A 24530-nucleotide genomic window follows, 5' to 3' on the forward strand; every position below is an offset into this window, starting at 1 on the left:
ACGTTGTCCGGTTAAGATAACCGCACCGTGTTGCAGAATATATTTGGATGGACCGAAGGTTTTGATAGTTACTGGCTTTCAAGCGCGAGGTTTGTGATAGAGAGCACGCATTTCAGCGGGCCGGGGAGGGTGTGAAACCGGCACTGCAAGTCGCACACTATTCGTAGCGGCGCGATTTATCGCGCAATAAATTGCGCCGCTACCAAAACACAACCGTTGTTAAGCGGATTTACAATTTAACTGACAGGCATTGCGCCATTGATGGCGACCAGGATTAACTCCCGCGGTAGGTCGACCACGACCACGGTGAAATGAGGAACGGCAGGTGATAATGGCTGCCGGCGGCGCCAATTACGAAATCAATCTGCGCGCTGACATACAGCGCATCACGCCCGTCGGCAGCAAAATAGTCACCGATCTCCGCGGTTAAGCGATAGTGGCCCGGCGCCAGCGGCTCAGGCGTGAGATCTTTAATGCGCCCGTCGCTGTCGGTTTCGCCCTCAGCCACCGGCAGCCAGCCTTCCGGGCTGTTCTGCTCCAGCGACATCGCGACGCCAATCGCTGGTTTGCCCAGCGCGGTGTCGAGAATATGGGTGGTAATGGTGCTCATGTGATGCTCTCCTTAAGCCGTAACAGGGTAATTTCCCGCAGCTGCGCCAGCGCTTCCTGCTGCTCAGTCTCTTCATCATTGTTGAGCCTGCGCTGTAATTCCGCCAGCATCTGCTCGCCGCTGCGCCCTTTGGCGCGAATCAGAAACACCCGGCCAAAGCGCTGCTCGTAACGTTCGTTACCGGCCAGCATCGCCAGCTGCAGCGCACCGTTGGCCTGCTGCATCGCCGCCTGCTCCTGCCGCGACAGCGCGGCTTCTTTATTCGCGCCCTGCGCTTTTTCGCCGATGCGCGGATGGGCGCTCAGCGCCTGTTGCAAGGCGTCGCCCTGCCACGCCAGCGCCAGCTGTTGCGCCGTGGTGTACAGCGCCGTCAGGCTGGCGAACGGCCGCGCCGCCACCAGCGCCTGCTGCCAGGCGGGAATCGCCACACAGTGGGCAATCGCCGCCTGCGCCTGGGCAGTGCTCGCCTGATTAAAATCGTTCAGATCCATTTCGCCGCTCCTTTAGCTGCGCGCCAGATCGCACACCGCCTGCAGATAGGCTTGCACGCCGAGCGCCACATCGTCAGCCTGCACCGATTCCGCCGGATGATGGCTGATGCCGCGATGGTTGCGCACAAACAGCATGCCCACCGGCCAGCGCTCAGCGATAGCAATCGCGTCATGACCGGCACCGCTCGGCAGCGCCAGACTGCGCCCCTGCACGGTTTCTACCGCATGGCTCAGCGCCTGCTGCAGCCGCGCATCGCAGGCGGTGGCCGCGATGCGATAGTATTCGTTAGCGCTGAAGCTGAGACCGCGCCGCAGCGCGATCGCCTCCGCCTGGGTCAGCAGGCTGGAGAGCAGACGCTCCAGCGGCTCATCCTGCGGTCCGCGCACGTCCAGCGACAGCTGCACTTCGCCAGGAATAACGTTGACGGCCCCCGGCAGGCAGCTCAGCGTGCCCACTGTGGCCACCAGCTGCGCATCCTGATCCTGCGTGGCCTGTTCAACAAACACCATCCACTCGGCTGCCGCTGCCAGCGCGTCTTTGCGGTGGGTCATCGGTACCGTGCCGGCATGACCCGCCTCACCCGTGAAGCGGCAGTTGAGACGGCGCGCGCCATTAATTGCCGTCACCACACCGAGCGCCAGATTTTCCTGTTCGAGGCATGGTCCCTGCTCAATGTGCAGTTCGAGATAAGCCACAATGTCGCTCACCTCACGTGCCGCCTGCGGGATCAGCGCCGCGTCCAGGCCGAGGTCCTGCATCGCCTGCGCCACCGTAATGCCGTTGCCGTCCGGATGCGACACCCAGCTTTCCGGCCAGCTGCCGGTGAGGCCACGGCTGCCGAGCAGCGTGATGCCAAAGCGCGTGCCCTCTTCGTCGCCGAAGCCGACGATTTCAATCGCCAGCGGCAGGCGCTGCTGATGATCGTGCAGCCACTGTACGGTTTCGATGGCGCTCAGCACGCCCAGCATGCCGTCGTAACGTCCGGCGTTGCGCACGGTATCGAGGTGTGAGCCGAGCAGCAGCGCCGGTGCGCCCGGCTCTGCCGCTTCATAGCGACCGCAGATATTGCCGACCGCATCCTGCCACGTGTGCATGCCTGCCGCCTGCATCCACTCAGCCACGCGCGCGTTGGCGCGCACCTGCTCCGGCGACAGATAGACGCGGGTCAGTCCCTCTTCGCTCTCACTGATTGCTGCCAGCGCGTCACAGCGCGCCATCACCCGCGCCGCCGCTGACTGCGCCTCACCGGCGCTCATCAGGCTATGACTCATGCGTGGCTCCCGTAGTGGTCCCAGGCGGCCTGCAGCGCCGCGCCCTGAGTGGTGCGGAAACCGACGTGATTCAGCACGGACTCCAGCGCGCTCAGCGTCAGCATCACGCAATCTTTGCGCGCGTTATAGCCCATGGTGCCGATGCGCCACACTTTGCCGTGCAGCGGACCGAACGAGGTGCCAATCTCAATGCCGAAATCGTCCAGCATCAATTTGCGTACCTGGTCGCCGTTGATGCCCTGCGGGATCACCACGCCAAGCACGTTGTTCATCTTATGTTTGAGATCGCCAAAGGTTTGCAGCCCCATGCCCTGAATGCCTTTCAGCAGCGCATCACCGTGCAGTTTGTGGCGTGCGATGCCGTTATCCAGTCCTTCCTGCAGGATCAGGCGGGCACATTCACGTGCGCCAAATAGCGCCGAGGTGGCTTCGGTATGGTGGTTGAGCCGCTCCGGTCCCCAGTAATCCATGATCATGCCGAGATCGAAGTAATTGGAATAGATCATCTCGTCGTCGCCATCCTGATGCGCATCGGTGCGGATGCCCTGCTCCACGCACTTACGCTGGCGGATCACCGCTTCCATCTGCGGACTCAGGGTGATCGGCGAGGTGCCGGACGGACCGCCGAGGCATTTCTGCATGCCGGCAGAGACCGCATCCAGCCCCCAGGCATCGGTTTCCAGCGGATTGCCGCCCAGTGACGCGGTGGCATCGGTGTATAACAGCACACCGTACTGGCGGCAAATCGCGCCGAGCTGCTCCAGCGGCTGCAGCATGGTGGTTGAAGTATCGCCCTGCACCGTCAGCAGCAGGCGCGGTTTGACTTTTTTGATCGCATCTTCGATCTGGTCCGGCGTAAACACCTCGCCCCACGGTACCTCAATGGTGTGCACGTCCGCGCGGCAGCGACGGGCGATTTCGCACAGCAGATGGCCGAAGCGGCCGAACACCGGTACCAGCACTTTATCGCCCGGGCGAATCGCCGACAGCAGGATGGCTTCGATCCCGGCGCGTGAGGTGCCATCAATCAGCAGGGTCCAGCGGTTTTCGGTGCGGAATACGCCACGGTACAGCGCCATCACTTCATTCATGTAGTGCGTCATCGCCGGATCGTACTGCCCCAGCAGCTGGCTCGACATGGCGCGCAGCACGCGCGGATCGGCGTTGATCGGGCCCGGTCCCATCAGCAGACGCTGCGGCGGATTGATTTGTGAAAACTGGCTGATATCCATGAGGGTTTCCTTATTGTTCGGTTACAGACGCACGGTCGAAATAAACTGCCTCAGCTCGGCGGTTTGTGGGTTAGCAAACAGCGTTTTGCTGTCGCCCTGCTCCCACACGCGCCCCTGATGCATAAACACCACGCGATCGCCCACGTCACGGGCGAAGTTCATTTCATGGGTGACGAGGATCAGCGTCATGCCTTCGGCAGCCAGCTGCTCCAGCACTTTCAGCACTTCACCCACCAGTTCCGGATCGAGCGCCGAGGTGATTTCGTCACAGAGTAAAACTTTTGGCTGCATCGCCAGCGCGCGGGCAATCGCCACGCGCTGCTGCTGACCGCCCGACAGGTTGGCCGGGTAATAATTGAGGCGCTCGCCGAGCCCGACTTTTTCCAGCATCTGCGTCGCCAGCGTGCGGCACTCCGCCTCGCTCTTTTTCAGTACGCGGCGCGGTGCCAGCATCACGTTTTCCAGCGCCGTCATGTGCGGGAACAGGTTGAAGTTCTGGAACACCATGCCCACCGAGCGGCTGATTTCACGCGCCTGCGATTCACGATCGGTAATCGTCATGCCGCCCAGTTTGATGCTGCCTTCCTGATAGCCTTCCAGCCCGTTCATGCAGCGCAGCAGGGTACTTTTGCCGGAGCCGCTGCGGCCGATGATGGAGATCACTTCGCCGTTGTCGATATCCAGATCGACCCCTTTCAGTACGTGGTTATCACCGTAGTACTTCTGGACCTGATTAATGGTGATGAGCGGCATTGAATTTTTTCTCCAGGTACTGGCTGTAACGCGACAGCGGATAACACATCAGGAAGTAACCGAGCGCCACCAGGCCAAACACCTTGAAGGGCTGATACGTCACATTGTTAAGAATGGTGCCGGCTTTGGTCAGCTCGACAAAACCGATAATCGACGCCAGCGCGGTGCCCTTGATCACCTGCACGGCAAAGCCAACGGTTGGCGCAATGGCGATGCGGATTGCCTGCGGTGCCACCACGCGATACAGCGTCTGGCCAAAGTTCAGGCCGAGGCAGCGCGACGCTTCCCACTGCCCTTTTGGCAGCGCGCGAATACTGCCGTACCAGATATCCAGCAAAAACGCGCTGGTATACAGCGTCAGCGCCAGCGACGCCGCCGTCCAGGGCGCAACGTCGATGCCGAACAGGCCGACGCCGAAGAAGGCGAGAAACAGCTGCATCAGCAGCGGCGTGCCCTGAAACAGCTCGGTGTAGCAGCGAATCAGGCGGGTGAGCCAGCGCCGCTGCAGCAGACGCAGAAACAGCAGCGGCAGCGTCACCAGCGTGCCGCCGAAAAAGGCCACCAGCGACAGCAAAATCGTCCAGCGCGCCGCCAGCAGCAGGTTGCGCAGGATGTCCCAGTCAGTAAACGTTGTCATGCCGGCTGCGCTCCAAACCATTTGCGACCCAGCGCCAGCAGCAGCTGACGCATGGCAATCGACAACGCCAGATAAATCAGCGTGGTCACCAGATAGACTTCAAAACTCAAAAAGGTGCGCGACTGAATCAGGTTGGCGGCAAACGTCAGCTCTTCATACGAGACCTGCGACACCACCGACGAGCCGAGCATCACAATGATGCACTGGCTGACCAGCGCCGGATAAATACGCTGCAGCGAGGGCGGCAGCACCACGCGGATAAAGGTTTGCGTGCGGCTGAGTCCGAGCACGCGCCCGGCTTCCCACTGCCCGCGCGGCGTCACCTGGATGCCGGCACGGATGATTTCAGTGCTGTAGGCGCCAAGGTTAATCAGCATCGCCAGCAATGCCGCTTCACCCGCCGTCAGTTTCAGACCGAGATTGGGCAGACCAAACACGATAAAAAACAGCTGCACCACGAACGGCGTATTGCGAATCAGCTCGACGTAGATGCCCCACAGGCGGCTGGCCCAGCCCGGTTTGCCGCTGCGCAGCGCCGCGCCGAGAATGCCCAGCCCGACGCCGCCCACTGTCGCCAGTACCGTAAGCTGCACCGTGACCCACAGCCCGGCCAGCAGCTCTGGCCAGTGCGGCCAGAGATCTGCAAAGTTAAGTTGCCCAATCATTGGCCGTTCCTGTTATGCGCCGAGGTTGGCAGGCAGCGGCGCTTTCAGCCACTCTTCCGACAGCTTGTTCAGCGTGCCGTCTTTGATGCCCTGCTCAATCAGCGCGTTCACTTTCTCTTTCAGCGCCGGCTCATTCTTTTTCAGGCCGATAAAGCACGGTGAATCTTTCAGCATAAACTGCGGCACCGGCGCTTTTTCCGCGTTCTGCCGCGCAATCGCCGCGACCACCAGGTTACCGGTAGCGACGTACTGCACCTGACCGGAGAGATAGGCGGACAGCGTGGTGTTGTTATCTTCGTAGCGCTTCACCTGAGCATCTTTCGGGGCAACATCGCTCAGCACCATGTCTTCTACCGCACCGCGCGTCACGCCAATCGATTTCCCGCTCAGGGCTGCCGCATCTTTCAGCGTCTCGCCTTTCGGGCCAAACACGCCGAGGAAGAACGGCGCATAGGCGCGACTGAAGTCGATCACTTTTTCGCGCTCGGCGTTTTTGCCCATGCTGGAGATCACCAGATCGACTTTATCGGTCTGCAGATACGGTACGCGGTTAGCGCTGGTCACCGGCACCAGCTGCAACTTCAGTTTCATCTGCTTCGCGAGGTATTTCGCCATGTCGATGTCATAACCCTGCGGCTGTAAATCGGTGCCGACTGAACCAAACGGCGGGAAGTCCTGCGGTACCGCGACGCGAATCACGCCGCGCTTCTGGATATCCTGCAGCTGATCGGCCATCGCGCTGCCAGCCTGCGCTATCAGTAATGCTGCACCTGCTACTGCCAGTAAAACTTTGTTCATTATGCACCCCGGTGAGTTAATGGTGAAACAAAAGATTCTTGATAAATCGATTTGCAACTAATGTGCCAATCACGGCGGGCAACAAACGCAGCGGCTAAATAGAGGATTTACTGCGGATAATGGCGCACCATAACGGCGTTCACCCCGTTAGCGGTTGCGATCAAAAAAGGTGCAAAGCACCAAAACGGTGCCCTTTAGCGGTGTTCCAGCTCGTCGAGCTGCTGGTAAAGATCGGCAATCTGATGGATGCGCTGCCGCCCCTGCGACAGCATTTCGTGCAGCAGCGCGTTAGCCAGCAGGTTGATCAGGCTCATTGCCGAGGCGTAGCTGTCAAAGGCGGAAACGCTGTCGAGCGGTGCGCACAGCTGCCAGCGCGCCAGATTGAGGATGCCCTGCGCCTGCGGTTCACACAGCGCCAGCACCGGGATACCGCTCTGCTGCAGCTGCTGCATCAGCGGACGAATGATGCGCGGCCGGCGACGAAACGCCATCACCACCACCACATCTTCTGGCGTCATGTCCACCAGCTCTTCGCCCAGCGTCTGGCCTGGCTGCGGTAACACCTGCACCTGAGCGCGCGCCTGCAGCAGCTGCTGACGCAGGTGCAGCGCCACCGGATACGCGTTGCGCATCCCAATGATAAATACCCGCCGTGCCGCACCCAGCGCGGCAATTACCTCGCTAAACTGCCGGGCGTCAATGCTGTTGACCCACTGCGTCAGGTTCGCCATCTCCTGCTTGTAATGACGCGACAGCAGCGTGTTGCCCTGCACCGCATCGCGGTTATCGGTGAGCGGCATTCCGCTCTGGCGCAGGGTGCGCAGTTCGTCACGCATGTCTTTGTATTTTTCATAGCCGAGGCGTTTGAACAGCCGGCTCACCGTGGCCTTTGATACACCGCTGAGCCGCGCCAGCTCGGCGCTGTTATAGCTAATCAGGTCATCAAAATGGTCAAACACGAAATCGGCAATGCGCTGCTCCTGCGGCGACAGTTGCGGATAGTGACTGCGAAGGCGTTCATCGAGCTGTTTCATCATCGGTCCTGTAACTTTCGTTTCATCACAAGCTAGCATAAATCGATCCAGGCTGGCGTAACACCAAAACTGGAACGGCTCTTGCTTTACCAATGGTACAGACAGGTAGCGGCACAATTTATTGCGCTTGTTTTCCCTATCCAGCGCGATAAACCGCGCCGCTACAAAAGAATAATCCGGGAACAGTTCACTATGATTCAGAGCAATATGGCCCCGATGGGCATGGCGGTGACGCCGCATCACCTTGCCAGCGAAAGCGCATTGGCGGTTCTGCGTGAAGGCGGCAACGCGCTGGAAGCGATGGTGGCGGCCGCGGCGACCATTGCGGTGGTCTATCCGCACATGAATGGCCTTGGCGGCGACGGCTTCTGGCTGGTGGTGCCGCCCAGCGGCGATCCGATTGCCATCGATGCCAGCGGTGCTGCCGGCTCGCTGGCGCACCCCGACTTCTACCACGGCGAAAGCCATATCCCGCATCGCGGCCCCAAAGCGGCACTGACGGTCGCCGGCACCGTCAGCGGCTGGCAGGAAGCGCTGACGCTGGCGCAGGAGCTGGGCGCGACGCCGCTGCCGCTGAGCCGTTTGCTGCGCGACGCGATTCGCTATGCGGCTGATGGCATTCCGGTCACCGCCTCCCAGGCGGCGGCGACCGCGGCAAAACAGCATGAGCTGCAGCATCAGCCCGGTTTTGCTGCCACCTTTTTGCCAGACGGCGCACCGCCTGCCGCCGGCAGTCGTTTTACCCAGCCGGCGCTGGCGCAGACGCTGAGCGTGCTGAGCGAACAGGGGCTGGAGAGTTTCTATCGCGGCGAACTGGCGCAGCATCTGGCGCGCGAAATGGGCGCCCTCGGCATGCCAGTCACGCTGGACGATTTACACCGGCAGCGCGCCCGACGCTGTACGCCGCTGCACCTCGCGCACAGCGAAGGCGATATCTGGAACATGACGCCGCCGACGCAGGGGCTGGTGTCGCTGGCGATCCTCGGTATCACCGATCGTCTGGCGATGCCCGACGCGAACGAAGCACAGACGGTGCACCGCATCGTCGAAGCCACCAAACAGGCCTTTGCACTGCGCGACCAGCACATCACCGATCCGCGTCACATGGCGATTGATGTGCAGTCGCTGCTGGATGCGGATCATCTCGGCACGCTGGCCGCGCAGGTGCGGGACGATCGCGCCGCGCCCTGGGGCACCGGACGCGGACCGGGCGATACCGTGTGGATGGGGGTGATGGACAGCAGCGGCCTGGCCGTCTCCTTTATCCAGAGCATTTACCACGAATTTGGCAGCGGCGTCGTGCTGCCCGGCACCGGCATTACCTGGCAAAACCGCGGTGCGGCGTTCAGCCTGCAGCCGGATCACCTGCTGACGCTGGCACCGGGTAAACAGCCGTTCCATACGCTCAATCCGGCAGCGGCGCGCCTGAAGGATGGCCGCACGATGGTGTACGGCTCGATGGGCGGTGACGGCCAGCCGCAAACCCAGGCGGCGATCTTTACCCGCCATGTGATTCAGGGCCAGCCGCTGCAGCAGGCGGTCAGCGCACCGCGCTGGCTGCTCGGCCGTACCTGGGGCCAATCCTCAGACTCCCTCAAGCTGGAGGCGCGCATCGCACCTGAAACCGTGCAGCAGCTGCGCGCGCTGGGTCATGAGGTTGAGCTGCTGCCTGAATACAGTGAAGTGGTGGGTCACGCGGGCGCCATCGTCAGACACAACAATGGCATGCTGGAAGGCGCGTTTGATCCGCGTAGCAACGGCAGTGCTGCCGGCTTTTAACGGAGATCATCATGAGTGCACAACCGGACTGGGCAGCCTATATCGCCCAAATGGAACAGATTCTGGCGCTGGAGCTGGACGACACGCGCCGCGCTGAACTGCGGACGCAGTTTAACCGTATCGCCGCAATGGCGCAGCCGCTGATGGCGCTGCCGCTCGACGATCGCCTGGAAGTGGCGGGAGTGTTTCATCCATGACGCTGGCAGCCTTATCGATTAGCCAGCTGCAGCAGGCGCTGGCGCAGGGCGATCTCAGCGCGCGCGACATCGCGCAACAGACGCTGGCCGCCATTGAACAGTATAACCCGGCGATCAACGCCTGGACGGCCGTGACCGCACAGCGCATGCTGCGTGAGGCCGACCGGCTGGATCAGCAGCGTCAGCGCGGTGAGGCACTGCCGCCGCTGGCTGGCATTCCCTATGCGGTTAAAAACCTGTTTGACGTCGCCGGACACAGCACGCTTGCCGGGGCCAGCCTGTTCAGCGAACGGCCGGTAGCGCAGCAGGATGCATGGGCGGTCACGAAGCTGCAGCAGAGCGGCGCGCTGCTCTCCGGCATGCTGAATATGGACGCTTACGCCTACGGCTTTACCACCGAGAACACCCACTATGGCGCGACGCGCAACCCGCGCGATCTGTCGCGCGTGGCCGGCGGCTCGTCCGGCGGTTCCGCAGCGGCCGTCGCCGCCGGACTGGTGCACTTTTCACTCGGCACCGACACCAACGGCTCGATTCGCGTGCCTGCTTCGCTGTGCGGCATTTTCGGCCTGAAACCCACTTTTGGTCGCCTGTCGCGTAGCGGCAGCCATCCGTTTGTCGCCAGCCTCGATCACATCGGTCCGTTTGCCCGCTCGGTGGAGGATTTAAGCCTGGTTTATGACGCGCTGCAGGGCGGTGACGCCACCGATGCGTTTCAGGCGGCGCGGCCTGCGGAACCGGTCAGTGACAAGTTATCTGCAGGCAGCGCAACGCTGCGCAGCGCGGTACTGGGCGGCTTTTTTGCCGACTGGTGCAGCGATGATGCGCGCGCGGCGGTGGCCGTAGCGGCAACGGCACTGGGCGCGGCAGAGGAAGTGACGCTGCCGCAGGCCGAACTGGCACGATCGGCCGCGTTTATCATGACCGCAGCGGAAGGCGGCAATCACTATTTGCCGGCTCTGCGCACCCAGCCAGAACGCTTTGAGCCGAATTCGCGCGAACGCCTGCTGGCTGGCGCGATGCTGCCCGCCGCGTGGTATGTGCAGGCCCAGCGTTTTCGCCGTCACTTCCAGCAGCAGGTGCTGCCGCTGTTCGACCGTTATGACGTGCTGATCGCCCCGGCGACGCCCTGTACCGCCACCCTCATCGGCCAGGAAACCATTCATATTAACGGTCAGGATTTGCCGACACGCGCCAGCATGGGCATGCTGACGCAGCCGATTTCGTTCCTCGGCCTGCCGGTGTGTAGCGTACCGCTGCTCACCGCCAGCGGCTTACCGATTGGCCTGCAGCTGATTGCTGCGCCGTTTAACGAACACCTGGCGCTGCGCGCCGCCTGGGCGCTGCAGCAGCAGGGGCTGACGCTACCACAAACCACTCTGATGGATGCCTGAACATGACACCTGAACATATCGATCGTCCGGCGATACTGGCTGAAGTCACCGCCGCGTTTTACCGCTACGAGCAGGCGCTGGTGAGCAATGATGTCGCGGTGCTGGATGAGCTGTTCTGGCACGATGCGCGCACGGTGCGACTCGGTGCCGGAGAGAATCTGTACGGGATTGAGGAGATTCGTGCCTTTCGCGCGGCGCGTCCGTCAAAGGGGCTCGATCGCACGCTGCGCAATACGGTGATCACCACCTTTGGCGATGACTATGCGGTATGCAGCACCGAGTTCACCCGCGAGGGCGTGGAGAAGATAGGCCGTCAGCAGCAGACCTGGGTGCGGCTGCCGTGCGGCTGGCGCATCGTGGCGGCGCAGGTGAGTTTAATGAGCTGACGCAGGCACGAGTGTTGCCCTCTCTGGCAAGAGAGGGCAAAAACGACCTGACATCCGTGAAAGGTAAGGCCGCTTACGCCGCCGGATGCGTCTTCATCCAGTGATCGGCAATCTGCTGACGCGTGCACACCCATACTTTGTCGTGCTGCTGGATATGGTCGAGGAAACGCTGCAGCGCGCGGAATTTCCCCGGACGCCCCAGCAGACGGCAGTGCATGCCAATCGACATCATCTTCGGCGCAGTCGCGCCCTCTTCATACAGCACGTCAAAGGTATCGCGCAGATAGGTATAGAACTGCTCGGCGGTGTTGAATCCCTGCGGCGTGGCGAAGCGCATGTCGTTGCACTCCAGCGTGTAGGGAATGATCAGATGCGGCTTCACCGTGCCGTCCTGACAGGTGACCTGCGTCCAGAACGGCAGATCGTCGCCGTAGTAATCGCTGTCGTAGCTGAAGCCGCCCTGCTCGACCACCAGCCGGCGCGTATTGGGGCTGTCGCGCCCGGTATACCAGCCGGTGGGCGCTTTACCGAATAACTCGGTGAGCACGTCCACTGCCTGCTGCATGTGCTGACGCTCGGTTTTGGCATCCATTCCCTGATAGTGGATCCAGCGCCAGCCGTGGCTGACCACATCGTAATCGGCGGCTTTGATCGCCTCGACAATCTGCGGATGACGCGCCAGCGCCATTGCCACGCCAAAGATGGTCAGCGGCAGGCCGCGCTGCTGAAACTCCTGATGGATGCGCCAGAAACCGGCACGCGAGCCATATTCATACAGCGAATCCATCGACATGTGCCGATCGGCATAGCTGGCGGCGCCGATGATGTCGGAGAGAAACTGCTCAGAGCCCGCGTCACCGTGCAGCACGTTGTTTTCAGCGCCCTCTTCGTAGTTCAGCACAAACTGCACCGCGACCCGCGCCTCGCCCGGCCACTGCGCGTGCGGCGGCTGACCGGCGTAGCCAATCAGGTCACGCGGATAATTTTTGTTGAAGCTGTACTCTTTCTTTTCAGATACATCACTCATTCTGCAAGTTCCTGTCATCAGTCCTCAACCAGCCCTTAGTTTAGGTGCTGAAATGCCGCGCTGAGCGGTTTTTTAATCGGGTAGGCCAGATCGCCGTGTTTGCTGGTGCCAAAGCCCAGCGCCAGTAATGACTCGACCATTTTCACCGCCGCGCTGACGCCGTCGATCACCGGCAGGCCCAGCTCTTTGGTCAGATCCTGCGCCAGCGACGCCATGCCGCCACAGCCCAGCACAATCGCTCCGCTGCCATCTTCACGTTTCGCCTGCAGGCAGCGCTCGCGCACTTTCTCCTGCGCGATGCCACTGCCATCCTCAAGCGCCAGCACCGGCAGGTCGATGGCGTGCAGCGCGGCACAGTGATGGCTGAATCCGTACTGCTGCAGCAGATGACGGGCGATCACCAGCGTGCGCGGCAGCGTGGTGACAATCGAAAAACGCGTCGCCACCAGCGTTGCGGTGTGCATCGCCGCCTCGGCAATGCCGATCACCGGTCCGCTCGCCAGTTCGCGCGCCGCCAGCAGACCCGGATCGCCAAAACAGGCAATGATGTGGCCGCTGACGCCCTGCTCTTTGCCGCGTTTTACCTGTTCCAGCACACCTATGGCGGCAATGGCTTCGTCAAAGTGCCCTTCAATCGATGGCACGCCCTCACTCGGGCACACCGCCACGATCTCCGTGCCTGGCGCGGCCACGGCACGCGCTGCAGCACCGATGGTGGCCGTCATGGCGGCGCTGGTATTGGGGTTGATCACCTGGATCAGACTCATGATGCAGTTCCTTTATGACCGGCAAATAACCGGGTGAAATCGGGCAGGGTTTCGCCGCTGCGCTCAAAGTGCAGGCTGGCGACAATGTGTTCAAAGTGATGCTGCAGCGCCGTAGTCAGCGCCGGCAGATCCTTTTGCCGCAGCAGATCCACCAGCCGATCGTGATGATCGCAACGACAGCCGCGCTGCCACGGTGCACCGTAGGCGGCGATCACCAGCGAGGAGCGCTGCGTCAGCCGCGTCACCATGTCAGTCAGCACCAGGTTGCCGGAAATCGCCTGCAGCTGAATATGAAAAGCCGCGGACAGGCGGATGGCGGCCGCCCCATCGTGCTGCTGGTGCGCCTGCTGCTCGTCGGCAATTAAGCCACTGAGCGCGGCGAGATGCGGCGGCTGCAGATGCGTCAGCACCGCCGGCAGGTTGGCGCACTCCAGCAGGCTGCGCGTGGCGAAGATGTCGCGCGCTTCCTCCACGCCCGGCGTCGCCACCTGTGCACCACGTCTGGGCGACAGGGTGATCATTTGCACCGCCGCGAGGCGCTGCAGCACCTTACGAATGCCGGTGCGGCTGACGCCAAATACCTCCGATAGCGCCTCTTCCGGCAATTTGCTGCCCGGCGGCAGCTGGTGCTCCACGATGGCGTTCAGCAACGCCTGATAGATAGGTTCGTCTCTGTCATTCAGATCGGCAGCCGTTTTCAGGCCTGTTTCACTCTTCATTACCCGCTCCGGCAAGTGACTGTATGCAGACATCGTATACGTGAAATTCATTTTTTGTATACAAGAAATCAATTCTGGCCTGGATCCTGCAATACCGTTTCACACTGTCATTATTTTTCCATGAAGTTATGAGGAGCAGGTTTCATGCCAAATCATTCTGAAGTGACCTCTGCGGTGGCCTCTGAAGCCAACGCCCATTACAGCCCGCGTCTGTGTAACGACGACCTGGCGCCGACCCGCAACCAGAGCTGGTCGTGGTACAACATTTTTTCTTTCTGGATGTCAGACGTGCACAGTATGGGGGGCTATGTGGTGGCGGCCAGCTTCTTCACCCTCGGTCTGGCCAGCTGGCAGGTGCTGCTGTGTCTGCTGGTGGGGATCTGCATAGTGCAGCTGTGCGCTAACCTGGTGGCGAAGCCGAGCCAGATGGCCGGCGTGCCTTATGCGGTGATTTCACGCCAGGCGTTTGGCGTGTTCGGTGCTAACATTCCGGCGGTGATTCGCGGGCTGATCGCCTTCGCCTGGTACGGTATTCAGACCTACCTGGCGGCGAATGCCCTGATGCTGGTGCTGCTGAAATTCTACCCGTCGTTAAGCAGCATGACGCAGAGCAGCTGGCTCGGCCTGTCGCAGCTTGGCTGGTGCTGTTTTGGTGTGATGTGGCTGCTGCAGGCAATGGTGTTCTGGCACGGCATGAGCGCGATCAAACGCTTTATTGATATCGCCGGTCCGGCGGTGTACGTGGTGATGGTGGCGCTGGCGGGCTGGATTGTATACAAAACCGGTTTTGACGGCATCTCCTTCACCCTCGCCAGTAAGTCTCTGAGCGCGGGTGAGCAAACCTGGCAGATGATTACCGCGACTGCGCTGGTGGTCTCCTACTTCTCCGGTCCGCTGCTCAACTTTGGTGACTTCTCGCGTTACGGCAAAAGCATGGGTGAGATTCGCCGCGGCAACCGCTGGGGCCTGCCGTTCAACTTCCTGCTGTTTTCGATTGTGACCGTGGTGATTGTTTCGGGTACTCAGTCGCTGTTTGGCAAAATGATCACCGACCCGATCGAAACCGTGAGCATGGTAGGCAACGATGTGGCGGTCGCTATCGGTCTGCTGACGATGATTACTGCCACCATCGGCATCAATATCGTGGCGAACTTCGTTTCACCGGCATTTGATTTCTCTAACTGCTCACCGCAGAAGATCAGCTTCCGCGCCGGTGGCATGATTGCCGCCGTGGGTTCAGTGCTGCTGACGCCGTGGAATCTGTTCCAGTCGCCGGAGCTGATTCACTACACGCTGGATGTGCTGGGATCGTTTATCGGGCCGCTGTTTGGCATCCTGATCGCCGATTTCTACCTGATCAAACGCAGCAAAGTGTACGTAGACGATCTGTTCAACGACACGCCGAAGGGCCGCTACTGGTATCGCGGCGGTTTCAATCCGAAAGCCATTGCTGCGCTGCTGCCTTCCGTGGGTATTTGCCTGGTGATTAGCTTTATTCCTTCCCTGCACGCAGTGGCAAACTTCAGCTGGTTCATCGGCGTGGCGCTGGGCGCTGGCTGCTATCGCTGGCTGGCGCGCGCCGAACGTGAGGTGCCGCAAGCCACCTATCGTGCGGAAGTGGCGGTACAGAAGGATTAATGCGGTGAGGGTCGCCATGAATGGCGACCTTACGCCGGATCGGGATGATTTAGAAAAGCAAAAAGCCGATGCATTGCTGCATCGGCTTCTTTAAAGAGATTGGCGGAACGGACGGGGCTCGAACCCGCGACCCCCTGCGTGACAGGCAGGTATTCTAACCAACTGAACTACCGCTCCGCGCTTTGTTCCCCGTCGGGAACGAGGCGCATATTAATGGCAGCCTCATCCCTCGTCAACGCTTTTTGCGGGCGAATGTTTCGTTTGCCGCTTTTTTCAGCTTAAAGACGCTTTTCCACGCAAAATCAGCGGCTTCAGGCGCGCCACAGGCAGCTGCCGCCCTTCTTCTGCACCAGATCGAGTCGGCTCTCATGCGCCATGATTTCCTCATCGCTGGCGCTGACAACGCGCAGGCCAGAGCCCCGGCGGACGATGCGCTGAATGTTCTCGCCTTCCGCCTGATTGCTCTGCTCGCCTTCCATCGAGAACGCCAGCGAGGTCTGGCCGCCGGTCATGGTGAGGAACACTTCGGCCAGAATCTCGGCATCGAGCAATGCGCCGTGCAGCGTACGCTTACTGTTGTCGATCTCGAAACGGTTGCACAGTGCATCCAGACTGTTGCGCTTGCCCGGGAACATTTTACGCGCCATTGCCAGGCTATCGGTGATCTGACAGAAGGTTTCTGTCTTGCCGATGTCGCGCTGCAGCATAGCAAATTCGTAATCCATGAAGCCGATATCAAACGATGCGTTATGGATCACCAGCTCCGCGCCGCGAATGTAATCGAGGAATTCGTCGGCAATTTGCGCGAAGGTCGGCTTATCAGCGAGAAACTCATCGGCAATACCATGAACGCCGAACGCTTCCGGATCCACCAACCGATCGGGCTTGAGATACATGTGGAAGTTGTTGCCGGTCAGGCGACGGTTGATCACCTCAACCGCACCGATTTCAATGATGCGATGTCCTTCGTAATGCACCCCGATCATGTTCATGCCGGTGGTTTCGGTATCGAGGACGATCTGGCGGTTATTTGCAGTGCTCATAGGACTCGTTTTATGTCAGACTTGGCGTTTTGTCAGAAGGAAGTCTACCAGAGATGCGCAAACAGGTAGAAATATTCACCGATGGATCCTGCCTCGGCAATCCCGGCCCCGGCGGCTATGGCGCCATTCTTCGCTATCGTCAGCACGAAAAATTATTCAGCGCCGGTTATCACCTGACCACCAACAATCGCATGGAGCTGATGGCGGCCATTGTGGCACTGGAAGCGCTGACTCAGCCGTGTGAAGTGGTGATCAGCACCGACAGCCAGTATGTGCGCCAGGGTATCACCAGCTGGATTCACAACTGGAAAAAGCGCGGCTGGAAAACCGCAGAAAAGAAGCCGGTGAAAAACGTTGATCTGTGGCAGCGGCTGGACGCGGCGCTCAGTACCCATCAGATTCAGTGGGAGTGGGTAAAAGGCCACGCCGGTCATCCTGAGAATGAACGCTGCGATGAACTGGCCCGCAGCGCTGCCAGCAATCCCTCACTGGACGATATTGGCTATCAGGTTGCGTCCTGATCGCTGGCCTCACGAAACTGGCGCGTGGCATTGACTGCCGGCCGTAACTGGGTTTTGCCGGGCATCATTTTTACTTTGCCCGGCGTCAGCGGGAAGGTGCGCTTCCGGGCTACCACGATATTCAGACAGCCGAGCGCCGGCAGATGGGTGCTGATCATTTTGCCGCCCTGCCGGTGCCACGGCACCACCTGAAAGCGCGTGCGATAAACCACTTCGTAGTTGAGTAAGCTCAGCCAGTCGAGCAGGCGCACCTGGCTGAACATCCGTCCACTCCACGGCGCACGGCGCTGCAATCCGGGCAGGCCTTTACTGATGCCCAGCAGGCTGAAGGGATTGAAGCCGCTGATAATCATCCAGCCGTCGTCAATCAGTACGCGATCCACTTCGCGCAATACGCGGTGCGGATCCTGACTCCAGGCCAGCGTGTGCGCCAGCAAGCAGGCATCAATTGATTTGGCTTCAAACGGCAACTGCGTCGCGCTGGCAATCACCTGCAGTCCATCGCCCTCCTCGCCCACATTGACCTGATGCGATATGGCACACTGGCGGGTATTGATTTCTGCGCTGAGGCTGCCAATTTTAAGCATATGGAAGCCGTACAGCTTGCCGAGATACGGTTGCAGTTGCTGTGTTAACGCGTCGCGAAAATAGTCGCCCCAGGGCATGTCCTGCCAGGAGCGCGGCGCAGTCAGGATTTGGCGTGTTTTCGCTGGCTTCATGCTCTACCATTTTCCTTTTTCTACGACCTGAGAGGTGGTTATGAATCTTACCAGTATTCCCGCATTGCAGGATAACTACATCTGGACACTGAACGATGAACAGGGACGCTGTCTGATTGTCGATCCGGGTGAAGCCCGGCCGGTGCTGGAAAAAATTCGCGCCAATCGCTGGCAGCCAGTGGCCATTTTGCTGACCCATCATCATCACGATCACGTGGGCGGCGTCTCCGAACTGCTGGAGCACTATCCGCAACTTGAGGTCTATGGTCCGCAGGAAACCGCTGATAAAGGTGCGCGCACCCTTCTCGGTGACGGTGATGAATTTACCCTGCTCGGGCTAAATTTCCGTGTCATCGCCACGCCCGGACACACTTTAGGACATATCTCATATTTCAGCTCACCTTATCTTTTTTGTGGCGATACCCTGTTTTCGGGTGGCTGCGGACGTCTGTTCGAAGGTACTGCGCAGCAAATGTATGAATCGTTTCAGGCGCTTAATCAGCTGCCTGCCGATACGCTTATTTGCTGTGCGCATGAATACACTTTATCCAACATGAAGTTTGCTGCGGCTATTCTGCCTCAGGACCCGAAAATTTTGGCAAGGTATCAGCAAATTAAGGACTTACGCGCAGAAAATCGCATTACTTTGCCCACAAAACTGGCGCTGGAGCGAGAAATAAATTTATTCCTGCGTACGCAAGACGCTGATTTGCAAAAGGCTTTAGGCACTAATGTGTCGTCGGCTCCGTTATGGCAGACTTTTGCCGATCTACGCGAGAAGAAAGACCGCTTCTGATATTTCTGGTTGTGTTGTGGCAGTCGCTAACGTATAGTTGCTCGTCTTTTAAGCGAACTATTGACACACACATGAAGGCTAAAGCGATATTACTCGCCTCAGTCTTGCTGGTTGGATGTCAGGCATCAAGGAATGACGCCAGTATCCCGGTACAGCATGCACAGAGTCTGTCTTCAGCTGGTCAAGGTGAAAATGGAAAGTACGGAGATCGCTTGTTGTCGCCGCGCTGGCAAGATGATGGAACCAGCCTCGCAGAAGACACTGATCTCTGGAATCACATTAGTGACGAGTTGAAGATGGGGATTCCGGAAAACCCGAGAATCCGCGAACAAAAAAGTAAGTATTTAAAAAATAAGAGCTATCTCCACGATGTAACATTACGGGCAGAGCCGTACATGTACTGGATTGTCGAGCAGATACAGAAACGTAAAATGCCGATGGAACTGGTACTGCTACCCATAGTGGAGAGCGCTTTTGACCCACACGCAACCTCTTCTGCGAATGCCGCTGGCATCTGGCAGATCGTTGCGCAAACGGGCAAAAACTATGGTTTGAAACAGAACCAATGGTACGACGGACGCCGCGATGTGGTGGCCTCAACCAAAGTTGCGCTGGATATGATGCAGCGTCTGAACGGTATGTTTGACGGCGACTGGTTACTGACCGTCGCCGCCTATAACAGCGGTGAAGGACGTGTGCTGAAAGCGATGAAGCAGAACAAGGCGCGCGGTAAGCCGACCGACTTCTGGCATTTATCGCTGCCACGCGAGACCACGGTTTACGTACCTAAAATGCTGGCCCTGAGTGATATTCTCAAGAACAGCAAGCGTTACGGTATCAAGCTGCCGACCGCCAACGAGAGCCGTGCACTGGCGCGCGTTGAAGTCGGACAGCAGATGGAACTGACGCAGGCCGCAGATATGGCCGGTATGTCGCTCAGCAAGCTGAAGACATTCAATGCCGGGTATAAAAACGGCACCACCGCGCCAAACGGACCGCACTATATTATGGTGCCTAAGTCCAACGTGGCTCAGCTGCGCAACTCACTGGCTTCCGGTGATATTGCTGCGGTTCAGCCCAGCGAGTTGGCGAAAGTCAGCGCTGCAGGCAACAGCTATAAGGTCCGCAAAGGCGACACCTTATCCGGCATTGCCAGCAAGCTTGGTGTGAGCGTCAGCGCACTGAAACAGCAGAACAACCTGCGCAGTGCGTCAGTACGCATCGGTCAGACGCTGACCGTTGGCGGCAAAGCTGGCGCGTCGCAGCTGGCGGATAACGGCAACAGCATCACCTATCGTGTACGTAAGGGTGATTCTTTTGCCAGTATCGCCAAACGTCATGGTGTTAACACCAAAGACGTGATGCGCTGGAACAGTGACGCTAAAGACATTCAGCCCGGCGACAAGCTGACGCTGTTTGTGAAGAATAGCGCAACACCCGATACCTGATGCACCGAAAAGGCCGACTTTTGTTGGCCTTTTTCATTTTTACCGCAGCTCTTCCCCTTCCCGACGAACTGACGCGCCGAATCCAGCTCCGCTGCCGCCGTCCGGTTCCTGATAAAATTAATGTGAGCGTGTTGAGCTGAGTGCGGCATTCGTAGCGTGCATACGCGGCCTGGCGGCAGCGTTTAGCGTTTGGCTGCGCCGGGACTGAATTCGACCAGCAACGGGTTGTGGTCAGAGGCTCGCGTCACCAGCACCGATGCCTCGCTGACTTTCATATCGCGGTAAAAGACAAAATCCAGCGGGCGGCCAAAGGCTTTGCGTCGATGATCGTCCGTGAAGTTTACCTCGCGCAGCGCCATCTCACGGGCAAAACGGTAAAGCGCGTTCATGCGCTGGCGGCTCCAGGCATTGAAGTCGCCGGCCATGATCACCGGGCCACGATGATGCTGGATCTGCTCACCGATCGGTCCCAGCTGTTTGCTGTACACGTCAACGCCGAGACTGAAATTAACTGCGTGAATGTTCACCACCATCAGCATTTCACCGGTGGGAAGCGGATAGGCGGTAACCAGAGCGGATTTAGACAGCCGGAGCAGCGGCTCACGCTCACGCAGCGGGCAACAATAGACCGGATGGGCAGAGGCCAGCGTCATGACGCCAGAAGGGTGCTGAGGCAGCACAAAGGCCGGCACCTGATCGGCGGCCAGGTAGTTACTGGTGGCGAACTGCACCAGTTCCGGCGTGGTCTGCGCTTCCTGCAGTAACACCAGATGGGCATCTTTGCCGAAGCCCTGCAGTACTGACATCCAGTCTGCCCGCTGCTGTTTGAAGATATTCCACACCAGCACGCGCAGGGTTGGGTCGGCTGGCAGCGGTGCACCGGGCGGTAACGCCTGCCCAAGATGCAGCATCGCCCCTGGCGGAAAAATCCGCTCAGCAGGCTGACCTGCTACATACCGCATTGCATAAGTTTTTTTTCGCACTGTCCCGCCTGGCTGATTTACGACTACAACTTCACCTGACTGTTATAGGGATTTTAGCGCGGGGTTTCAATTGCTGTTGTTGATTGTCGGAATTCGCCTCACAGCCAGCAACGGCAACAGCCCGCCATACGGCAGGCTGTTGTGCGGCTTATTCAATGATGGCTGCCGCGCGCGGCTTATCCAGCTGGCCGCTGAGACGGACCAGCAGCAGAGCCGCAAACACGATGACGGCCCCCACCCATGGCGTTTGCGCCAGACCGTAATGTTGCACGATATGGCCGCCGATGGTTGAACCCAGCGCGATGCCGATATTAAATGCCGCGATATTCAGCCCGGATGCCACGTCAACTGCGCCTGGCGCATAGTGTTCCGCCTTCTGCACCACGTAAACCTGCAGGCCCGGCACGTTGGCAAAGGCAAAGATGCCCATCACCAGTACGGTGAGCAGTGCGAGGTAATGCATGCTGGCGGTGAACTGGAATACCAGTAACAGAATGGCCAGCGCGATGAAAATCAGCGTCAGCGCCGGCACCGCTCCGCGGCGATCGGCCAGCCTGCCGCCCCAGATATTGCCAATTGCCACTGCAATACCGTACCCCAGCAGTACGCCGCTCACGGCAGTCGGCGAGAAACCGGCCAGCGATTGCATCATCGGGGCCAGGAAGGTGAAAGTGGTGAAGATGCCACCGTAGCCAAGCGCCGTAATTGCATAGATCAGCAACAGTCGCGGATTGACCATCACCGCCGCCTGCTGTGCCAGGGAGGTGGCAGGCGGCTGTGCGATGTTACGCGGTACCAATATCATGCTGCTGACCAGCGCAACCACGCCCAGCAGAGAGACCGCCAGAAAGCTTTCACGCCAGCCAAAGTGCTGGCCAATCAGCGTGCCAAGCGGTACCCCGGTAACCAGCGCCACGGTTAAGCCGCCAAACATGATGGCTATCGCACTGGCGGCCTTCTCTTTGCTCACCAGGCTGGTGGCAATGGTTGAACCCACCGAGAAGAATACGCCGTGCGCCAGTCCGGTCAGCAGACGCGCTATCACCAGCGTTTCATAGTTTGGTGCCAGCCAGGCTACCAGATTACCGACGGTAAACAGCGCCATCAGCCCCATCAGCAACTGCTTGCGCGGCAGCTTGCCGGTTAAGGCGGTCAGCACTGGCGCGCCGACGGCTACGCCAAGCGCATAGATGGACACCAGCATCCCGGCAGAAGGTAACGTAATGCTGAGCTGTTCAGCGATGGTCGGAATCAGCCCGACGATAACAAACTCGGTGGTTCCGATGGCGAAGGCGCTGATGGTCAGCGCCCAGAGTGCAAGTGGCATGGTTGACTCCCAATAATGTTTTGTTGGGTGCCATTATCGACTCGTGCTTTAATAACAAAAAGAAGCAAAGTAACAATAAACTTTTGCCTGGGGAGGCATAATGAAGGCATCTTCAGAAGAGTTGAAAGTGTTCATCGCTGTGGTAGAAAGCGGCAGTTTTAGCCGTGCAGCAGAGCAGTTACAGATGGCCAATTCGGCGGTGAGCCGTACGGTGAAAAAGCTGGAGAACAAGCTTGGCGTGTCGCTACTGACGCGCACCACCCGTCAGCTGGCGCTCACTTATGAAGGCGAGCTCTATTTCCGGCGCGTGCAGAAGCTGATCCTTGAGATGGCAACGGCAGAGAATGAACTGATTGAACGCCAGCAGGCGCCACAGGGCGTGCTGCGCATCGACGCGGCAACGCCGGTGATCCTTAATTTGCTGATGCCAATGATTAAACCGTTTCGCGAGCGCTATCCGGCGGTTACGCTATCGCTGATCTCCTCCGAAAGCTTTATTAACCTGATCGATCGTAAAGTGGACGTCGCTATCCGCGCGGGGGATTTAACCGACTCCACGCTGCGCGCCCGATTGCTGTTCACCAGCTACCGTAAAATGGTCGCGACGCCGGCTTATCTGGCGAAATATGGTCTGCCGGATTCCGTCGACGCGCTGGCGCAGCATCAGTGTCTTGGTTTTGTCGAGACGCCCCGGCTTAATCGCTGGCCCGTTTCGGCCAATGGCAGCGATCTGTATGAAATCGAAGCGGCTATGTCATCAAACAGCGGTGAGACGATCAAGCAGCTGTGCCTGAACGATCAGGGTATCGCCTGCCTGTCGGACTTTATGGTGAATGCGGAAATTGCAGCGGGCACGTTTGTTGAGGTGCTGGCGCACCAGTCGGTAGCGGTTGAGATGCCTTTTAATGCGGTGTATTACAGCGATTTAGGCGTAAGCCAGCGCGTGCGGGCGTTTATCGATTTTCTCAGCGAGTGGGTCAGAGATCAGCCCTGGCGGGTGCAGGGCTGATGCACGGGAGAATTAATCCCAGTCTGGTGCCAGGCCTTCCGGGCTGACCAGACGCTGCTGGCGATCCAGCGCGGCGATCTGCGCCATATCGTCCGCATCCAGTTTCAGATCCTGCGCTGCCATATTGCTGGCCAGGTTCTCACGTTTGGTTGAGGATGGGATCACGGCATAACCCAGTGCCAGTGCCCACGCCAGAACGACCTGCGCTGGTGTGGCCTGATGTTTCTGCGCAATCTGCTTTATCGCATGTTCTTTTAACGCTTCGCCATACGCCAGCGTCATGTATGAAGTGATGTGAATGCCCTGCTGTTTCGCGAATTCCACGACCTGGCGATTCTGCAGGAACGGGTGCAGTTCAATCTGGTTGGTCGCAATGTTCTCTGCGCCCACTGTGGCAATCGCCTCTTTCATCAGGGCAATCGGGAAGTTGGAGATACCAATCTGACGCGTCAGACCCGCCTCTTTCGCCGCCATCAATGCCTGCATGCTCTCTTCGACCGATACTGCTGCACCCGGCGATGGCCAGTGGATCAGCGTCAAATCGACATAGTCGGTACGCAGTTTCGCCAGGCTCTGCTGCAGGCTGGGAATCAGTTTGTCGGCGGCAAGATTCTCAATCCAGATTTTAGTGGTGATAAACAGCGCATCACGCGCCACGCCGCTTTCGGCAATGGCCTGCCCTACGGCAGCTTCGTTTTCATAAATTTGTGCGGTATCAATCGTGCGGTAGCCAAGCTCCAGTGCGGTTTTCACTGAATGAATAACGACGTCGTCCTGCAGACGAAAAGTACCTAAGCCAAAAGCGGGGATTGTCATGTTTTCCTCATCATATCGTTGAATGCTGCGATGAGGGGTATTGTGGCAGGATTATTGTTGCTGAAAAATCCGCTGATAAGCAGAGGAATTTTGCGTTTTACTCAATAATAGCGGATTTTTAGCAGGCATGAAAAAGCCCTGACTTCACAGTCAGGGCTTCTCAATTTAAGTGGCGGAACGGACGGGGCTCGAACCCGCGACCCCCTGCGTGACAGGCAGGTATTCTAACCAACTGAACTACCGCTCCACCGATTCTGTACTGATATCAGACTGTCGCTGATTTCAGGTGTTTCGCCCTTTCCGCGTCACCGGGAAGGTCACGACCCGATTACGGGTCTTAAATTGATGCCTGGCAGTTCCCTACTCTCGCATGGGGAGACCCCACACTACCATCGGCGCTACGGCGTTTCACTTCTGAGTTCGGCATGGGGTCAGGTGGGACCACCGCGCTGTTGCCGCCAGGCAAATT

At 59.1% G+C, this 24530-nt stretch carries 25 protein-coding genes, 2 tRNA genes, 1 rRNA gene and 1 pseudogene; 9 read left to right on the top strand and 20 right to left on the bottom strand.

The genetic code is table 11. From position 1 onward, the window contains the following. Window positions 1–274: 274 nt before the first annotated feature. From uraH to hpxU, 9 genes are all read right to left on the bottom strand, one after another. Window positions 275–610 carry a hydroxyisourate hydrolase gene (gene uraH, locus MXF20_RS16760; RefSeq protein ID WP_010616706.1) on the bottom strand — a complete coding sequence of 112 codons (336 nt, stop codon included), beginning with the start codon at window positions 608–610 and terminating at the stop codon, window positions 275–277. After that, entirely contained in the window at window positions 607–1101 is a 495-nt protein-coding gene (uraD, locus tag MXF20_RS16765; RefSeq protein WP_325970382.1) for a 2-oxo-4-hydroxy-4-carboxy-5-ureidoimidazoline decarboxylase, read from the bottom strand. Before uraD ends, uraH begins: the two co-directional genes overlap by 4 nt. Window positions 1102–1113: 12 nt before the next feature. Continuing rightward, the gene (gene hpxK / locus MXF20_RS16770) at window positions 1114–2373 is read right to left on the bottom strand and encodes an allantoate amidohydrolase (protein ID WP_325970383.1); all 1260 of its coding nucleotides are present in this window, start codon (window positions 2371–2373) and stop codon (window positions 1114–1116) included. Further along, window positions 2370–3605: an alanine--glyoxylate aminotransferase family protein gene (locus tag MXF20_RS16775; RefSeq protein ID WP_325970384.1), complete on the bottom strand. Its 1236-nt coding sequence runs from the start codon at window positions 3603–3605 to the stop codon at window positions 2370–2372. Before MXF20_RS16775 ends, hpxK begins: the two co-directional genes overlap by 4 nt. Before the next feature lie 21 nt (window positions 3606–3626). After that, on the bottom strand, window positions 3627–4358 hold the full coding sequence (locus MXF20_RS16780) for an amino acid ABC transporter ATP-binding protein (RefSeq protein WP_325970385.1): 732 nt from the start codon (window positions 4356–4358) through the stop codon (window positions 3627–3629). Beyond that, on the bottom strand, window positions 4339–4995 hold the full coding sequence (locus MXF20_RS16785) for an amino acid ABC transporter permease (RefSeq protein ID WP_021507295.1): 657 nt from the start codon (window positions 4993–4995) through the stop codon (window positions 4339–4341). Before MXF20_RS16785 ends, MXF20_RS16780 begins: the two co-directional genes overlap by 20 nt. After that, window positions 4992–5660 carry an amino acid ABC transporter permease gene (locus MXF20_RS16790; protein ID WP_021507296.1) on the bottom strand — a complete coding sequence of 223 codons (669 nt, stop codon included), beginning with the start codon at window positions 5658–5660 and terminating at the stop codon, window positions 4992–4994. The genes MXF20_RS16785 and MXF20_RS16790 overlap by 4 nt, the downstream gene beginning before the upstream one ends. 12 nt (window positions 5661–5672) lie before the next feature. Next, window positions 5673–6458, bottom strand: coding sequence for a transporter substrate-binding domain-containing protein (locus MXF20_RS16795; RefSeq protein ID WP_282995761.1), 786 nt, complete (start codon window positions 6456–6458; stop codon window positions 5673–5675). Window positions 6459–6652: 194 nt separating this feature from the next. Continuing rightward, complete coding sequence (gene hpxU / locus MXF20_RS16800; protein WP_211725248.1) at window positions 6653–7492, bottom strand: MurR/RpiR family transcriptional regulator HpxU; 840 nt, start codon at window positions 7490–7492, stop codon at window positions 6653–6655. Window positions 7493–7684: 192 nt separating this feature from the next. Here hpxU and MXF20_RS16805 point away from each other — a divergent pair, with 192 nt between their 5' ends. From MXF20_RS16805 to hpxZ, 4 genes are read left to right on the top strand one after another with little or no spacing between them, the layout of a single operon-like run. Further along, entirely contained in the window at window positions 7685–9271 is a 1587-nt protein-coding gene (locus MXF20_RS16805; RefSeq protein WP_325970386.1) for a gamma-glutamyltransferase family protein, read from the top strand. A gap of 11 nt (window positions 9272–9282) precedes the next feature. Continuing rightward, window positions 9283–9468: an oxalurate catabolism protein HpxX gene (gene hpxX, locus MXF20_RS16810; RefSeq protein WP_325970387.1), complete on the top strand. Its 186-nt coding sequence runs from the start codon at window positions 9283–9285 to the stop codon at window positions 9466–9468. Then, window positions 9465–10862, top strand: coding sequence for an AtzE family amidohydrolase (locus MXF20_RS16815; protein ID WP_325970388.1), 1398 nt, complete (start codon window positions 9465–9467; stop codon window positions 10860–10862). Before hpxX ends, MXF20_RS16815 begins: the two co-directional genes overlap by 4 nt. 2 nt (window positions 10863–10864) lie before the next feature. Further along, window positions 10865–11248, top strand: a complete 384-nt coding sequence (gene hpxZ, locus MXF20_RS16820) for an oxalurate catabolism protein HpxZ (RefSeq protein ID WP_058758028.1) — start codon at window positions 10865–10867, stop codon at window positions 11246–11248. A gap of 73 nt (window positions 11249–11321) precedes the next feature. Here the strand turns inward: hpxZ and puuE are convergent, their stop codons facing one another. The 3 genes from puuE to MXF20_RS16835 are packed head-to-tail and all read right to left on the bottom strand — an operon-like array spanning window position 11322 to window position 13761. After that, window positions 11322–12275 (bottom strand): allantoinase PuuE, encoded by a 954-nt coding sequence (gene puuE, locus MXF20_RS16825; protein ID WP_021507302.1) that lies wholly within the window; start codon window positions 12273–12275, stop codon window positions 11322–11324. A gap of 35 nt (window positions 12276–12310) precedes the next feature. After that, window positions 12311–13042 (bottom strand): allantoin racemase, encoded by a 732-nt coding sequence (hpxA, locus tag MXF20_RS16830; RefSeq protein WP_325970389.1) that lies wholly within the window; start codon window positions 13040–13042, stop codon window positions 12311–12313. Then, complete coding sequence (locus MXF20_RS16835; RefSeq protein ID WP_325970390.1) at window positions 13039–13761, bottom strand: GntR family transcriptional regulator; 723 nt, start codon at window positions 13759–13761, stop codon at window positions 13039–13041. Before MXF20_RS16835 ends, hpxA begins: the two co-directional genes overlap by 4 nt. A 144-nt stretch (window positions 13762–13905) precedes the next feature. Between MXF20_RS16835 and MXF20_RS16840 the strand changes: the two genes are divergently transcribed. Further along, window positions 13906–15399, top strand: a complete 1494-nt coding sequence (locus tag MXF20_RS16840) for an NCS1 family nucleobase:cation symporter-1 (RefSeq protein WP_021507305.1) — start codon at window positions 13906–13908, stop codon at window positions 15397–15399. 100 nt (window positions 15400–15499) lie between these two features. Here the strand turns inward: MXF20_RS16840 and MXF20_RS16845 are convergent. Continuing rightward, window positions 15500–15576: transfer RNA gene (locus tag MXF20_RS16845), tRNA-Asp, on the bottom strand. Between the two features lie 134 nt (window positions 15577–15710). Continuing rightward, window positions 15711–16442: a DNA polymerase III subunit epsilon gene (gene dnaQ / locus MXF20_RS16850; RefSeq protein WP_211725254.1), complete on the bottom strand. Its 732-nt coding sequence runs from the start codon at window positions 16440–16442 to the stop codon at window positions 15711–15713. Here dnaQ and rnhA point away from each other — a divergent pair. Continuing rightward, window positions 16396–16963, top strand: a pseudogene (gene rnhA, locus MXF20_RS16855) (ribonuclease HI). The gene dnaQ and the pseudogene rnhA overlap by 47 nt on opposite strands. Here the strand turns inward: rnhA and MXF20_RS16860 are convergent. After that, window positions 16948–17682 carry a class I SAM-dependent methyltransferase gene (locus MXF20_RS16860; RefSeq protein WP_211725256.1) on the bottom strand — a complete coding sequence of 245 codons (735 nt, stop codon included), beginning with the start codon at window positions 17680–17682 and terminating at the stop codon, window positions 16948–16950. The pseudogene rnhA and the gene MXF20_RS16860 sit on opposite strands and share 16 nt — an antisense overlap. A gap of 40 nt (window positions 17683–17722) precedes the next feature. On the opposite strand from MXF20_RS16860, the gene gloB reads away from it, so the two are divergent. Next, the gene (gene gloB, locus MXF20_RS16865) at window positions 17723–18478 is read left to right on the top strand and encodes a hydroxyacylglutathione hydrolase (protein ID WP_325970391.1); all 756 of its coding nucleotides are present in this window, start codon (window positions 17723–17725) and stop codon (window positions 18476–18478) included. A gap of 71 nt (window positions 18479–18549) precedes the next feature. Continuing rightward, complete coding sequence (mltD, locus tag MXF20_RS16870) at window positions 18550–19926, top strand: murein transglycosylase D (RefSeq protein WP_325970392.1); 1377 nt, start codon at window positions 18550–18552, stop codon at window positions 19924–19926. A gap of 182 nt (window positions 19927–20108) precedes the next feature. On the opposite strand, the gene MXF20_RS16875 is transcribed toward mltD, so the two are convergent. Together MXF20_RS16875 and MXF20_RS16880 are read right to left on the bottom strand one after the other, a co-directional pair. Further along, entirely contained in the window at window positions 20109–20909 is an 801-nt protein-coding gene (locus MXF20_RS16875; RefSeq protein ID WP_031279675.1) for an endonuclease/exonuclease/phosphatase family protein, read from the bottom strand. Between the two features lie 148 nt (window positions 20910–21057). Continuing rightward, complete coding sequence (locus MXF20_RS16880) at window positions 21058–22236, bottom strand: MFS transporter (RefSeq protein WP_325970393.1); 1179 nt, start codon at window positions 22234–22236, stop codon at window positions 21058–21060. A 100-nt stretch (window positions 22237–22336) separates the two neighbouring features. On the opposite strand from MXF20_RS16880, the gene yafC reads away from it, so the two are divergent. Continuing rightward, a complete protein-coding gene (yafC, locus tag MXF20_RS16885) occupies window positions 22337–23245 on the top strand; it encodes a DNA-binding transcriptional regulator YafC (RefSeq protein ID WP_325970394.1) in 909 nt (302 codons plus the stop codon). Between the two features lie 12 nt (window positions 23246–23257). On the opposite strand, the gene dkgB is transcribed toward yafC, so the two are convergent. The 3 genes from dkgB to rrf form a co-directional block, all read right to left on the bottom strand. Next, a complete protein-coding gene (gene dkgB, locus MXF20_RS16890) occupies window positions 23258–24061 on the bottom strand; it encodes a 2,5-didehydrogluconate reductase DkgB (RefSeq protein WP_325970395.1) in 804 nt (267 codons plus the stop codon). 170 nt (window positions 24062–24231) lie between these two features. Then, window positions 24232–24308: transfer RNA gene (locus tag MXF20_RS16895), tRNA-Asp, on the bottom strand. Between the two features lie 100 nt (window positions 24309–24408). Beyond that, window positions 24409–24524: ribosomal RNA gene (rrf, locus tag MXF20_RS16900) — 5S ribosomal RNA — on the bottom strand. Window positions 24525–24530: the final 6 nt, after the last annotated feature.

The sequence above is a fragment of the Pantoea dispersa genome, assembly GCF_035783935.1.
GTDB lineage: Bacteria > Pseudomonadota > Gammaproteobacteria > Enterobacterales > Enterobacteriaceae > Pantoea > Pantoea dispersa_C.